Consider the following 12,508-nt stretch of genomic DNA (forward strand, 5'->3'; position numbering starts at 1 on the left):
TCGCCCGTACCGGACCTCGCCTGGCAGCACGAACGCGACACTCCGGGCAGTATTCATGCAAGTCGTTTGGCCGTAAGCTTGTGGCGTTTCGATGGCCGTCTCGGGCCGTATCAGGGAGAGGTCCGTCTTGCCTGTCGCCAAAAACTTCCGCCGCGCTTGGCCACTGCTCGTCGTGCTTGCGCTGGCTGGCGGCTGGTTGATCCGCAGCCAGCTGCAAGGGCCGCAAGTGCCCGCCTATCGGCTGGAAACGCGACCGCTGGTGCAAGCCAGTGGCGAAGTGGACAGTCAGTCGCTGGCTCAGGTGGGGAGCGAGATTACCGGTGTGGTTGCCGCTCGCCATGTGCGCGAGGGCGATGAAGTAGAGGCCGGCGACCTGCTGCTGGAGCTGCGCGACGATGAACAGCGTGCCCGCCTGCGCGAGGCGGAAGCGGCCCTGCAGCAACTGATCGATTCCTCCCGCCCGCAGGCACAGGCCACCCTGCGCGAAGCACAGCACAATCTGGAGCAGGCCCGCCGCGAGCTGAAGCGACGCGAAACATTATTCGAGCGCAAGCTGCTCGCCTCCGAACCGCTGGAGCAGGCACGCCGCGCGGAACTTACGGCCCGCGTGATTCGTGACCGCGCGCGTTTTGCCGCCGCGTCGCTGGCCGAAGGCGGCAGCGAGGAACAAGTGCTCCGGCAACGCCTTGAGGCCGCGCGCGCGACACTTGCCAAGACACGCATTCACGCACAGGTAACGGGGATCGTGCAGACCCGCGATGTGGAACCGGGTGATCTGGTCCAGCCTGGACGTACGCTGCTCAGTATCGCCCGCTCGGGCAGCAGCGAGGTTCTGCTGCCGCTGGATGAAAAGAACCTGGCTCCTGTGCGGCTCGGCCAGGCCGCGAGCATCATTGCCGACGCCTACCCCGAGCGTGTGCTGCCGGCGCGGGTCCGCTTCATCGCCCCTGCGGTCGATACGGCACGCGGCACCATCGATGTTCATCTCGACCTGTTGGAACCCGCCGATTTCCTGCGCCAGGGCATGACCGTATCGGTCAATATCGAAACCGGTCGCCGCGATCAGGCCCTGGTACTGCCCATCGATGCCCTGCGCGCCCGCAGCGGCCCGCGCGCCCAGGTGCTGCGGGTTCGGGATGGTGTGGTCGAGCGGGTCGACGTTCGTCTTGGCCTGCTGGGTACTGCCCTCAGCGAGGTCGTCGAGGGGCTCACCACCGGCGACCTGGTTCTACTCGACGATGCCGAAGAGGGAAAGCGCGTGCGGGTGACTGAACGGCCGATTCCCAGCAGCATCCTGGACTGACGACCGTGCGCCTGAGCGAGTCGCTATGGATCGAATGGAAGATCGCGCTGCGCTTCCTGCTCGACAACCGGATGCAGACGCTGCTGATCGTCTTCGGGATCGCCGTCGGGTCTGCGGTGATCGTGTTCATCACGGCGCTGATCACCGGCCTGCAAGCCAATGTCATCGAGCGCACCCTCGGCACTCAGGCCCATATTCGTATCCTCCCGCCGGACGAGGCCAACCGGACCCTGCCTGTCACTCCCGACAGCTGGTCCCTGGTACTGGAAAGTCCGCGGGCGCAGCGTCTGCGCTCGATCATCAACTGGCAGGACATTCGCGACGTGCTCGACCAGGACGCGCAGGTGCTGGCAGTGTCACCGGTCATCAGCGGCCCGGCCATCGCCCGGCGCGGCGTGGCGCGCGCTTCGGTGGCGCTGCTCGGCATCGATCCGCCGCGCTATCAGCGCATCATCCCCCTGGCCAACGATCTGATTGCCGGACGATTCATGGTTGGCGCAGGCAATGCGGTGATCGGCAAGGAGCTGGCCAAGGACCTCGGCCTCGGTATCGGCGACAAGCTACGGCTGGACGCCGGTGAAGGCCGTGAGGCAGTTATCGATATCGCTGGCATCTTCGAACTTGGCGTGCGCGAGCTGGATTCGCGCTACGTTTACCTGGACCTGAAGCAGGCGCAAACACTGCTCGACCTGCCCGGCGGCATCACGGTCATCGATACGACGGTCGCTGACATTTTCCAGGCCGATCGGGTGGCCGAGCGTCTGGCGCGTCTCACCGGGCTGCGTGCCGAAAGCTGGATGGAAACCAACGGGCAACTGCTCAATGCGCTCAGCTCGCAGAGCATGACCACCGAGATGATCCGCGTGTTCGTCGGTATCTCGGTGGCATTCGGCATCGCCAGCGTGCTGGCGGTCAGCGTGGTCCAGCGTACCCGCGAAATCGGCATCCTACGGGCGATGGGCAGCCCGCGCGGACAGATCCTGCGGGTCTTCCTGCTTCAGGGCCGCGTGCTCGGCCTGTTTGGCTCGGCCTGTGGCGGGGCAGTCGGCTGGGGGCTGGTGCAGGTATTCAACATCGCCGGCCCGCGCCTGTTCGAGATTCCCGTCGATCCTACGCTGGTGCCGCTGGCCATGCTTGTCGCCACTATCACCGGTGTGCTGGCCGCGGCGATGCCGGCCCGGCGCGCGGCACGTTACGACCCAGCCGTGGCGATCCGCTATGTCTGAAGCGCTGCTGACGAGCCATGCCGCCGAGGTCCTGCGCCTGGAGCAGGTACGCAAGGCATTCAATGTGGGCACTGCGCTGGAAACCGAGGTGCTGCATGGCATCGATCTGCGATTGTGTCGCGGTGAGCTGACCGCCTTGATCGGGCCGTCGGGATCGGGCAAGAGCACGCTGCTGAACCTGATCGGCCTGCTCGACGCGCCCAGTTCAGGCGAGCTGTACCTGCTCGGCCAGGCGACACGCGACAGCGACGACGAGGCCCGCACCCACCTGCGCAACCAGGCGATTGGCTTCGTCTTCCAGTTCCATCACCTGATTTCGGCGTTCAGCGTGCTGGAAAACGTGCTGATGCCTCTGATGATCCGCCACGGCAAGCCATCGAGCGCGGACATCGACCTCGCCCGTACCCTACTCGACGAAGTTGGGCTGGGAGCGTTCGCCGACAAGAAACCTACGCAGATATCCGGCGGCCAGCAGCAGCGGGTCGCCATCGCCCGGGCGCTGGTGACACGCCCGCCGCTGCTGCTGGCCGATGAGCCGACCGGCAACCTCGATACGCGAACCGCGCAAAGCGTGTTCGAGCTGTTCCATCGCATCAACGCCCAATTCGGCTGCGCGGTGCTGGTGGTGACGCATGATCCACGCCTGGCCGCGGACTGCGCGCGGACGATTCAGCTGGTCGATGGACGCATCGTCAGCGATCAGGCCAACCCGGCGACGAGCTGAGCCTGTCGATCAGGCGACCTGCGCCGCTTCAGCTATACACACCACGGATGGCGCCCGCCCCTCTAATAACAATTAATTCTATGCATATAACTTAATGCAGGACTAAGATCAGCCCAGAGAACATACCCCTACCGGTATCGAGCACAGAGAGGAGAAGCACCATGAATGCCCACGTCGAACCCTTCTTCGATCCCGCCACTTTCACCTACAGCTACGTGGTCAGTGACCCCGAGACCCGGCAGTGTGCCGTGATCGATTCGGTACTGGATTACGACCCGGCATCCGGGCGCACCTCCCATGCGACGGCTCAGCGCCTGGTCGACTATGTGCGGGAACAGGATCTCAAGGTGCAGTGGCTGCTGGAAACCCATGTGCATGCCGATCACCTCAGCGCCGCGCCTTATCTGAAACAACAGCTGGGCGGTCGTATGGCGATCGGTGACCGGATCACCGTGGTGCAGAACACTTTCGGCAAGCTGTTCAATGCCGGTACCGAGTTCGCCACCGATGGCCGCCAGTTCGACCACCTGTTTCAGGACGAAGAAACCTTTCAGGTCGGCAACGTGCCAGCTCGCGCCATACACACGCCCGGCCACACACCCGCCTGCATGACCTACGTCATCGGCGATGCCGCATTCGTCGGCGATACGCTGTTCATGCCCGACTACGGTACGGCCCGGTGCGATTTTCCGGGTGGCGATGCGCGGACGCTGTACCGCTCGATCCAGAAGCTGTTCGCCCTCCCGGGCGAGACACGGGTATTCATGTGTCACGACTACAAGGCACCCGGGCGCGACGAGTTTCTCTACGAAACCACAATCGCTGCCGAGCGTGAGCACAACGTGCACGTTCACAGCGGCATCAGCGAACAGCAGTTCGTCGACATGCGCACCGCGCGCGACGCGACCCTGACGATGCCCACGCTGATTCTGCCCTCGGTGCAGATCAATATGCGTGGCGGCGAGCTGCCGGCGCCCGAAAGCAACGGCACACGCTATCTGAAGATCCCCCTGGACGTGCTGTGACCCCAAGCGGAGGACGTCGACATGCAAACCATAAAGCGGCTGACCCCTTTTCTCTCCGTCGCCGCCCAGTTGCAACCGACGGACATGGCGTTGCTGGCCGGCAGCGGCTTTCGCTGCGTGATCAACAACCGTCCGGACAACGAGGGCGAAGGCCAGCCCAGTAGCGAAGCGATACCTCTGGCCTGGAGTACCACCATCTGCCGGTGATATCCGGGCAGATAGGTGACGCCGATGTCGCCGCCTTTCGCGCGCTACTCGGACGGATCAAGGGGCCGGCATTGGCATTCTGTCGGACCGGCACACGCTCCGCGTCGCTCTGGGCGCTGGCCGAAGCGCATCATCTGGATCCCCAGGTGCTGCTGCAGACCGCACGGCAGGCGGACTACGACCTGAGCGGGCTATTGCCGCGCCTGGAGCAGTACTGGCAATCCACCGCGGATGAACCGCTGAACACCTCGTCACGGCTCGCGGCAACGCCCCGCTACGATGTCCTGGTCATCGGCGGCGGCGCCGCCGGTTGCGCGGTGACCGCAAGCCTGCTCAAGCGCGACCCGAACCTGCGCATCGCGGTCATCGAGCCGCGCGAGCAGCACTACTACCAGCCCGGCTGGACGCTGGTCGGCGCTGGCGTGTTCGACCGGGCCAATACCGAACGCGCCATGAGCCGCTGCATTCCGTCCAAGGCACAGTGGATTCATGCCGCTGCTGAGGCCTTCGAACCGGAACACCAGCAAGTGGTGCTGGAGGATGGCAGTCGCATCGGCTATCGCGCGCTGGTGGTGTGTCCGGGTCTGGCGCTCGACTGGGACGCCATCGAAGGCGCACGTGACAGTCTCGGCAAATACGGCGTGACCTCCAACTACGCCTTCGAACTCGCCCCTTACACCTGGCAGCTGGTGCAGCAGTTACGCCATGGCCGGGCGCTCTTTACCCAGCCGCCCATGCCGATCAAATGTGCCGGCGCACCGCAGAAGGCCATGTACCTGTCCTGCGATCACTGGCTCAGACAGGGCGTGCTGAAGGACATCCAAGTCGACTTCTGCTCGGCCGGCGGCGTGCTGTTCGGCGTGGCGGATTTCGTGCCCGGCCTCATGGCCTATGTCGAACGCTACGGCGCCGAGCTCAACGTCAACAACCGGCTGACCGCTGTCGATGGCCCGGCTCGCAAGGCCTGGTTCGACGTCGTCGACAGCAATGGCCAGAGTCGGCGCGTCGTGCGCGAGTTCGACATGCTGCACCTGGTTCCACCCCAGCACGCGCCGGAATTCATCCGCCAGAGTGCCCTGAGAACAGCAGACGGCTGGTTCGAAGCCGAACACGAGACCCTGCGCCATCCACGCTTCGGCAACATTTTCAGCCTTGGCGACGTCTGCTCCGCGCCGAACGCCAAGACGGCCGCAGCGGTGCGCAAGCAGGCACCGGTCGTGGCCGAGAATGTGCTGAGCGTGCTCAGCGGCGCCGGGCTTCGGGCGATCTACGATGGTTACGGCTCCTGTCCGCTGACCGTCGAGCGGGGCAAGGTGATCCTTGCCGAGTTCGGCTATGGCGGAAAACTGCTGCCCACCTTTCCGCTCGATCCGAAGGTCCCGCGCCGGCTGGCCTGGAAACTGAAGACCAGATGGATGCCGTCGATCTATTTCGACATGATGCTCAAGGGCCATGAGTGGCTGGCCGAACCGAAACACCTGGACTTCGAGCCGCGCCCCGCCGAAGCCCCCAACGCCTGCGATTTCGGCCAGGAGAAGAAAGGATGAAACAGCGGCTGGCCAGCTACCTGCCTTTCCTGACGTGGGCTAAGCACTACGACCGGACGGCGGCAGCCAAGGATGGCCTCGCAGCCCTGATCGTGACGCTGATGCTGATCCCGCAGAGCCTGGCCTACGCCATGCTGGCGGGGCTGCCGCCGGTGACAGGTCTGTACGCCAGCATGCTGCCGCTGATTGCCTATACGCTTTTCGGTACCAGTCGCACGCTCGCGGTGGGGCCGGTAGCGGTGGTATCGCTGATGACGGCGGCGGCACTGGGGCCGCTGTTCGCCGTCGGTAGCGCCGAATACGCTGGGGCTGCAATGCTGCTGGCCATGCTTTCCGGTGCCGTACTGTTGGCAATGGCGGTGCTGCGGCTGGGTTTTCTCGCCAATTTCCTGAGCCACCCGGTCATCTCCGGATTCATCAGCGCCTCGGGCATTCTCATCGCCCTGGGGCAGCTCAAGCACATCCTTGGCATCCCGGTAACCGGCGAGAATGCCCTGGAGCTTGCCCATGGACTGATCCTGGGCCTGCCAAGCACGCATCTGCCGACGTTCATCATTGGCACCCTGAGCCTGCTGTTTCTCTTTCTGGTGCGCAGCCGACTCGGCGGCTGGCTGCAGAAACTGGGCATGAGCGTACATATCGCCGGCACGCTCACCAAGATCGGGCCGGTCGTGGCGCTCCTTTTGGCAATAGCAGCGGTCGGCGGGCTCGGGCTGGCCGACACCGGCGTCAGGGTCGTTGGCGCAGTGCCGCGTGGCTTGCCGTCGCTGAGCCTGCCGACGCTGGACCTGGAGCTGGCGATGGCCCTGCTCCCGGCCGCCGTGCTCATCAGCCTGGTCGGCTTCGTCGAATCGGTCTCGGTGGCGCAAACCCTGGCGGCCAAGCGCCGTGAGCAGATCGAGCCGAATCAGGAACTGGTCGCGCTCGGTGGCGCCAACATCGCTGCCGCCATGAGCGGTGGTTTTCCGGTAACGGGAGGCTTCGCCCGCTCCGTGGTCAATTTCGATGCCGGTGCCCAGACCCCATTGGCTGGAGCCCTGACCGCAGCGGGAATCGGCATCACCGTGCTGCTGTTCACCCCGCTCTTCCACAATCTTCCGCACGCGGTGCTGGCGGCGACCATTATTGTCGCCGTGCTCAGCCTGGTGGATCTGGCTGCACTCAAGCGGACCTGGCGCTATTCGCGCCAGGACGCCGCTGCCATGGCGGCCACCATGCTCGGCGTTCTGCTGGTCGGCGTGGAAAGCGGGATCATGCTGGGCGTCGGCCTCTCGTTGCTGTTGTTTCTCTGGCGTACCAGCCAACCGCATGTCGCGGTGGTCGGCCAGCTGCCGGGCAGCGAGCACTTTCGCAACATCGAACGCTTCGCCGTAGTACAGAGCCCCAAGGTGCTTTCGGTGCGCGTCGACGAGAGCCTTTACTTTCCCAATGCACGCTACCTGGAAGATCGGATTGCCGAGCTGATCGGCCGCTATCCACAGGCCGAGCACCTGGTGCTGATGTGCCCTGGCGTGAACCTGATCGACGCCAGCGCGCTGGAGAGCCTCGAGGCGATCAGCGCCCGACTGCATACGGCGGGTATTCAGCTGCACCTGTCGGAAGTGAAGGGCCCGGTGATGGATCGACTACGACGCAGCGACTTCCTGGAGCACTTCGGCGGGTAGGTTTTCATCAGCCAGTACGAAGCCCTACGTGCCCTGGATCCGCAAACCACTCACCACGCGCTTGAACGGCAGCGTGATCATTTATGCAGCAAGGAGAAAGCGGGATGAAGAACGCACACGACCTCGTCGAACAGGCCAGAACCCGAATTCAGGAGGTGTCCATTGCCGACGCCGACGCGGCGATCCAGGCCGCGGATGTGCTGATCGACGTACGCGAGGCGGACGAGTTTCACGAAGGCCATATCAATGGCGCCCTCAACATTCCCCGCGGGCTGCTGGAATTCAAGCTCAGCGGCACACCGGAACTAGGGCCGCGCGACCTGAACCTGGTGTTGTACTGCAAGACGAGCGGCCGGGCTGCCCTGGCCGCGGCATCGCTGCAAGACATGGGCTATCTGAACGTCAGATCGATCGCCGGCGGTTTCGATGCCTGGACCGCCGCCAACAAACCCGTCGTGAAGCCAAGCCTGCCCAGTTTCGAGTAAGCGACCGGGCAGATGCAAGAAGGCCGACATCAATGTCGGCCTTCTTGCGTTGCAGCGTCGTTTGGTGCGATTTCAGGCCTTGTTGCAGCTCTTGCACGTTTTGATGCCAAGCAGCGTGTACGCTGGGCAAAAACGGAAGACGCCCGTAGCCAGCGGCAGCAGGCCGATCCAACCCCAAACACCGATTACGCCTGCCAAGGTCAGGCCGATAAGCACAAGGCCGACGATGATGCGCAGGGTCCGATCAATGGTTCCAACGTTGGCTTTCATAATGACCTCCCGGTCAGCAAGTGCGCCGGCGTTCCAGCGCAGAGAACAAAAGCATTCCGCCCAGCATGGCGAGTACGAACAGCACGACCTGCCAGTGCCCGCTGAGCAGTACGGCGATCGCCGGCCCCGGACAGATGCCGGCTATCCCCCAACCAATTCCGAACACCAGGCTCCCACCAATCAGTCGGCCGTCGAGCTCGCGCTTGCTCGGTAGCTGCATCGGCGCGTCGAGCAAGGAGCGCTCTCGCCGCTTCGCCCAGGTGAAGGGGACCAGGGCCGTGGCTATGGCACCAGCCATCACCAACGCCAGCGAGGGGTCCCACGCGCCCGCAACATCGAGAAAGCCAATGACCTTGGCCGGGTTGGCCATCCCGGAAAGCAGCAGCCCCAGCCCGAACAGCAAACCAGCGGCAAACGAAGTCAGTTTGCGCATATTCAGCCTCCCAGCAGATGACGCAGGACATAAACGGTGCCGAAGCCGGCCGCCATGAACACCAAAGTCGCGACGATGGAGCGTGCCGACAGCCGCGAAATCCCGCACACCCCATGGCCGCTGGTGCAGCCTGAGCCGTATCGGGTTCCTACGCCTACCAGCAAGCCGGCAATCAACAATCCGAACCAGCCGGATTGGAATTCCAGCACCGGCAACCTGCCGAACAGCACCCACAGGAGCGGCGCCAGCAGAAGACCGAGCAGAAACAACAGCTTTTCGCCTCGACCTTCAGCACCCGGTTCCAGAAGACTTGCCAGCAGGCCGCTGATACCGGCGATACGGCCATTGAGCAATACGAACAGGCTGGCAGCGGCACCAATCAGCACACCGCCTGCAAGCGCCGTCCACGGCGTGAAGTTCGCCCAATCGACAGTCATTGCTGCCCCCTCTCGCAAAATAATTGGTAGAGCGTGGCGATTACCGCCAGCGCCTCCGGACTGCTGATCCGGTAATGGATCAACTTACCCTCGCGTCTTGTCGCTACCAGCCCTTCGCGACGCAGCACGCCCAGCTGCTGTGACAGCGTTGGCTGCTGGATACCCAGGAGCTGCTCGAGCTCGCTCACGCTACGCTCGCCCTGGGAAAGCTGGCACAGCAGTAACAGGCGATCCGGGTTGGCCAACGCTTTCAGCAAAGCGCTTGCGGAAGCCGCGTTGGCTTTCAGGCTGTCGATATCCAGGTCGGGGGTCATGGGCCAAGGCTTACAGTTAAGACAAACACAATATATTTTTTTATATATCGTTAGGCAAGCGGCACTGTGCGAAAAGAAGTTGGCCATGCGGTTGCGGGCCGCTAGCATGCCCCTACCCATATGCGAGTCGGTGCGCTCCGCTTCAGCTGCCCCGCTGCAGTTACCCCTTTTGAGACTTTCGAGGTATCTCATGAACGACCAGACGACTGCCGTCGTATCGGCAGACCTGCAGGATCAGCAGCAGGCCATGCTGAAACGACTGGCGCGAGTCGAAGGCCAGGTCCGGGGCATTCAGGCAATGATTCGGCGTGGCGAGGATTGCGAGGCGATTGCCCAGCAGTTTTCAGCCGCGCGCAGCGCGTTGGACAAGGCGTATCGGTTGATGCTGACCTGCCTGATCGAGGAAGCCCTTCACGACCAGGCGCAGGATACGTCTGAAACGCTGGAGCGGGTACGCGGCATTTTCACCAAGTACACCTGACTGGCTCCGGCCAGCCGCCGCCGAGCCACTAACGGCCGGAGCGGACGCGCATTCCGCGCCCCATGCCAGTCACCGCAGCGACGGCGGGGCTGGTTTTGCCGCCGCAGAAACGAAAAAAGCGACCCTAGGGTCGCTTTTTTCAAACCAGAAATTCCGTATGGAACCTCATGGCAAATTTGGAGCGGGTGATGGGAATCACCCACGGCAACCAACCAATTGATTAATAAAGATTTTTTCTGGTTACCCAAGCCAGAAATGGCCTCTAAGCTTACCACCTCGGCCCTCTTGATGAAAGGCGTACATCCACCGCCGTCTGCTGGCGGCTACCGACAGCCACTGCGATCAGGAAGTGACCGATTTTGCGATCTGCAGTGCCCTTCGCTCGAATCGCTCGGAAACAGAGTTCGCTTGTCCCTGGGGTCTATGCAGGTGCGTCACGATCTCGTAGGGGCCGTCGTCCAGCGCTCGCATGCTGATTCCCCATCCATGGGCGTGCTTGATGCGCGATTGCGCGGATAGCCCGACACCGTAGCCGGCAGAAACCCATAGCGCCATCAGCTCGAAGGAAGTCACGTACTGAAGATTTTGCTGGTCAGCAGGCAGGTGCGAGAGCAGCCGATGATCCAGCAGTGAACACGTCTCAGCCCGCCAGCGAAAGATCGGGTAGTCCTGTAGATCGGCGATGGTGAGCGATGCCTGATCCAGCAAGGGAAACCGCAGCGGCATCGCAACGGCCATGTGCTCAATCCACAAGGGCTGGGTTTGGATGGCCGGATCGCTCGACCCTTGAAGCGACAGCCCTACGTCATAGCGGCCTTCACGGAGTCCATCAAGCAACTCGTCACCAGCAACCTCAAAGAACGCGATGCTGACCTCGGGTTCTTCGGCACGTTGCAGCGCGAGTAGCACCGAAAGCTGCGATGACGATACGCCTGGCGCTATCGCAAGCCTGAGGTGGGCGGGTTGGCTGGTGAGGTTGTCCATGGAGAACCCACAGAAGCGACGAAGCGGGTCAAGGGAAAACCAGCATCATAGTAAAGAGAGAACTTTAACGTCTATATGTTTAACGTGGTTAATTTAAGAGGTTTGTTTGACGCTTCTGTCGATGCAGAAGCTTACTATTCAGCCAGGTCGTCCACCTGGCACACCCACCTATGAATCCGAACCAGCATTAGCTTTCGGGCGGGCCGTGCGTGCCGCTCGCGTCGCGCAAGGCGTCGCTCAAGACGACTTTGCATTTCAGGCTGGAATATCGCGTTCGCACATGGGCAAGATCGAGCGCGGGGAGCATGTGCCTACGCTTCCCCTGATACTGAAAATTGCTACCGCGCTCGGGATCAGCGCCAGCGAGTTGATGGCGGCGACTGAAAAAAACCTCAACTCTGGCAGTGAGCTGCAAGGCTCGCCATAAGCGGCCGCGAACTTCAGTTACGGCCCTTGCCGCCGCATCAATCGCCCGAGTGCTCGCGCAGGCGCGCAATGAACCGCTCCGCCGACACCGGCAAATCCTCGCTGACGGGCCGCAGCAAGTAGGTTGTGATGACTGCGGAATCCATGGCCAGGGGGCGGATCACCACATCGGGGCGCAGGCTCGCCGCGATCCTGGTTGCCCTGATGAAGCCAACGCCGTAGCCTGCACCGACCAGGGTGAGCATCATGTCCAGCGAGGACACGTGCTCGGCGATGTCGGGATCACGCTCCAGCGGTCGCAGGAGCCGCGCCAGTTCACGGTAGTAGCCTTCGTATACCTGTGGGTCGCATAAGACCAGTGGGTAGCTCGCAAGCTGATGCAGCGGAACGGCCTTGTGTGAAAGCAAGGGGTGCCGGGCGGGCACCGCGACCACCAGCGAGTCGTGCCAGAGTGGCTCGGTCAGGATGTCATCGCCGACCTCCGCCGTGTGCGCAAACCCGATCGAGAAGTCGCCCGAGCGCAACCCGCGCAACTGCTCGGCCAGCGGCACTTCGGACAGGCGAATCTCGATCTCCGGCTCCTCCTCGCGGCAGCGGGCCAGGAGGGCCGACAGCCGGGGATCGATTGCGCCGTCGGACACTGCAATGCGAAGGCTTCCGCTCAGGCCCGCCGCGACCGCCTGAGCGTTCTCCTGAGCCTGCTTCAGCGCGGCGAACACCCTGCGCACGTCTTGCAGGAAAGTTGCGCCCGCCTCGGTAAGCACCGTACCTCGGCGGTTGCGCACGAAGAGCACCACGCCCAGATCGCCCTCAAGCTCCTTGATGGCGCGGGACAAGGGTGGCTGTTCGATATGAAGGCGCTCGGCGGCCCGTGTGAAGTGCAGCTCCTCTGCGAGAGCCACAAAGCAGCGAAGGTGTCGCAGTTCCATGGGCCATGCTCCTGTTCCATATCAAGGATCTATTCGCACCAGTTTTCGTCCGC

General features: G+C 63.1%; 13 protein-coding genes and 2 pseudogenes. 9 read left to right on the top strand and 6 right to left on the bottom strand.

The annotated features are described in order from the left end of the window. Window positions 1–127 precede the first annotated feature (127 nt). The 7 genes and pseudogenes from HZR81_RS05680 (at window position 128) to HZR81_RS05710 (ending at window position 8,181) form a co-directional block, all read left to right on the top strand. Entirely contained in the window at window positions 128–1,303 is a 1,176-nt protein-coding gene (locus HZR81_RS05680; protein ID WP_500127546.1) for an efflux RND transporter periplasmic adaptor subunit, read from the top strand. Between the two features lie 5 nt (window positions 1,304–1,308). Next, window positions 1,309–2,529, top strand: coding sequence for an ABC transporter permease (locus HZR81_RS05685; RefSeq protein WP_500127547.1), 1,221 nt, complete (start codon window positions 1,309–1,311; stop codon window positions 2,527–2,529). Continuing rightward, window positions 2,522–3,253, top strand: coding sequence for an ABC transporter ATP-binding protein (locus tag HZR81_RS05690; RefSeq protein WP_102840230.1), 732 nt, complete (start codon window positions 2,522–2,524; stop codon window positions 3,251–3,253). Before HZR81_RS05685 ends, HZR81_RS05690 begins: the two co-directional genes overlap by 8 nt. A gap of 161 nt (window positions 3,254–3,414) precedes the next feature. Next, window positions 3,415–4,278 (top strand): MBL fold metallo-hydrolase, encoded by an 864-nt coding sequence (locus tag HZR81_RS05695; RefSeq protein ID WP_102840229.1) that lies wholly within the window; start codon window positions 3,415–3,417, stop codon window positions 4,276–4,278. Window positions 4,279–4,299: 21 nt separating this feature from the next. After that, window positions 4,300–6,032: pseudogene (locus tag HZR81_RS05700) on the top strand (bifunctional protein tyrosine phosphatase family protein/NAD(P)/FAD-dependent oxidoreductase). Beyond that, window positions 6,029–7,804: pseudogene (locus HZR81_RS05705) on the top strand (SulP family inorganic anion transporter). Before HZR81_RS05700 ends, HZR81_RS05705 begins: the two co-directional pseudogenes overlap by 4 nt. Beyond that, entirely contained in the window at window positions 7,801–8,181 is a 381-nt protein-coding gene (locus tag HZR81_RS05710) for a rhodanese-like domain-containing protein (protein WP_063539802.1), read from the top strand. Before HZR81_RS05705 ends, HZR81_RS05710 begins: the two are co-directional and overlap by 4 nt. Window positions 8,182–8,253: 72 nt before the next feature. Here HZR81_RS05710 and HZR81_RS05715 read toward each other — a convergent pair whose 3' ends face one another. Genes HZR81_RS05715 through HZR81_RS05730 form a run of 4 tightly spaced genes read right to left on the bottom strand, consistent with a single transcriptional unit; the run spans window position 8,254 to window position 9,635 of the window. Beyond that, window positions 8,254–8,451: a YgaP family membrane protein gene (locus HZR81_RS05715; protein WP_063539803.1), complete on the bottom strand. Its 198-nt coding sequence runs from the start codon at window positions 8,449–8,451 to the stop codon at window positions 8,254–8,256. A 13-nt stretch (window positions 8,452–8,464) separates the two neighbouring features. Then, window positions 8,465–8,884 carry a DUF6691 family protein gene (locus tag HZR81_RS05720; RefSeq protein ID WP_500127548.1) on the bottom strand — a complete coding sequence of 140 codons (420 nt, stop codon included), beginning with the start codon at window positions 8,882–8,884 and terminating at the stop codon, window positions 8,465–8,467. 2 nt (window positions 8,885–8,886) lie between these two features. Continuing rightward, window positions 8,887–9,321 (bottom strand): YeeE/YedE family protein, encoded by a 435-nt coding sequence (locus HZR81_RS05725; protein ID WP_500127549.1) that lies wholly within the window; start codon window positions 9,319–9,321, stop codon window positions 8,887–8,889. Continuing rightward, window positions 9,318–9,635, bottom strand: coding sequence for an ArsR/SmtB family transcription factor (locus HZR81_RS05730; protein ID WP_063539806.1), 318 nt, complete (start codon window positions 9,633–9,635; stop codon window positions 9,318–9,320). Before HZR81_RS05730 ends, HZR81_RS05725 begins: the two co-directional genes overlap by 4 nt. Window positions 9,636–9,825: 190 nt before the next feature. Here HZR81_RS05730 and HZR81_RS05735 point away from each other — a divergent pair, with 190 nt between their 5' ends. Further along, the gene (locus HZR81_RS05735) at window positions 9,826–10,116 is read left to right on the top strand and encodes a metal-sensing transcriptional repressor (protein ID WP_063539807.1); all 291 of its coding nucleotides are present in this window, start codon (window positions 9,826–9,828) and stop codon (window positions 10,114–10,116) included. Window positions 10,117–10,458: 342 nt separating this feature from the next. Here the strand turns inward: HZR81_RS05735 and HZR81_RS05740 are convergent, their stop codons facing one another. Next, on the bottom strand, window positions 10,459–11,100 hold the full coding sequence (locus tag HZR81_RS05740) for a substrate-binding domain-containing protein (RefSeq protein ID WP_034079873.1): 642 nt from the start codon (window positions 11,098–11,100) through the stop codon (window positions 10,459–10,461). A gap of 106 nt (window positions 11,101–11,206) precedes the next feature. Between HZR81_RS05740 and HZR81_RS05745 the strand changes: the two genes are divergently transcribed. Then, window positions 11,207–11,527: a helix-turn-helix domain-containing protein gene (locus tag HZR81_RS05745; RefSeq protein WP_012206013.1), complete on the top strand. Its 321-nt coding sequence runs from the start codon at window positions 11,207–11,209 to the stop codon at window positions 11,525–11,527. Window positions 11,528–11,564: 37 nt separating this feature from the next. On the opposite strand, the gene HZR81_RS05750 is transcribed toward HZR81_RS05745, so the two are convergent. After that, window positions 11,565–12,455: a LysR family transcriptional regulator gene (locus HZR81_RS05750; protein WP_044316144.1), complete on the bottom strand. Its 891-nt coding sequence runs from the start codon at window positions 12,453–12,455 to the stop codon at window positions 11,565–11,567. Between the last annotated feature and the right edge of the window lie 53 nt (window positions 12,456–12,508).

The sequence above is a fragment of the Pseudomonas sp. LM13 genome, assembly GCF_041381355.1.
Classification (GTDB): domain Bacteria; phylum Pseudomonadota; class Gammaproteobacteria; order Pseudomonadales; family Pseudomonadaceae; genus Stutzerimonas; species Stutzerimonas frequens.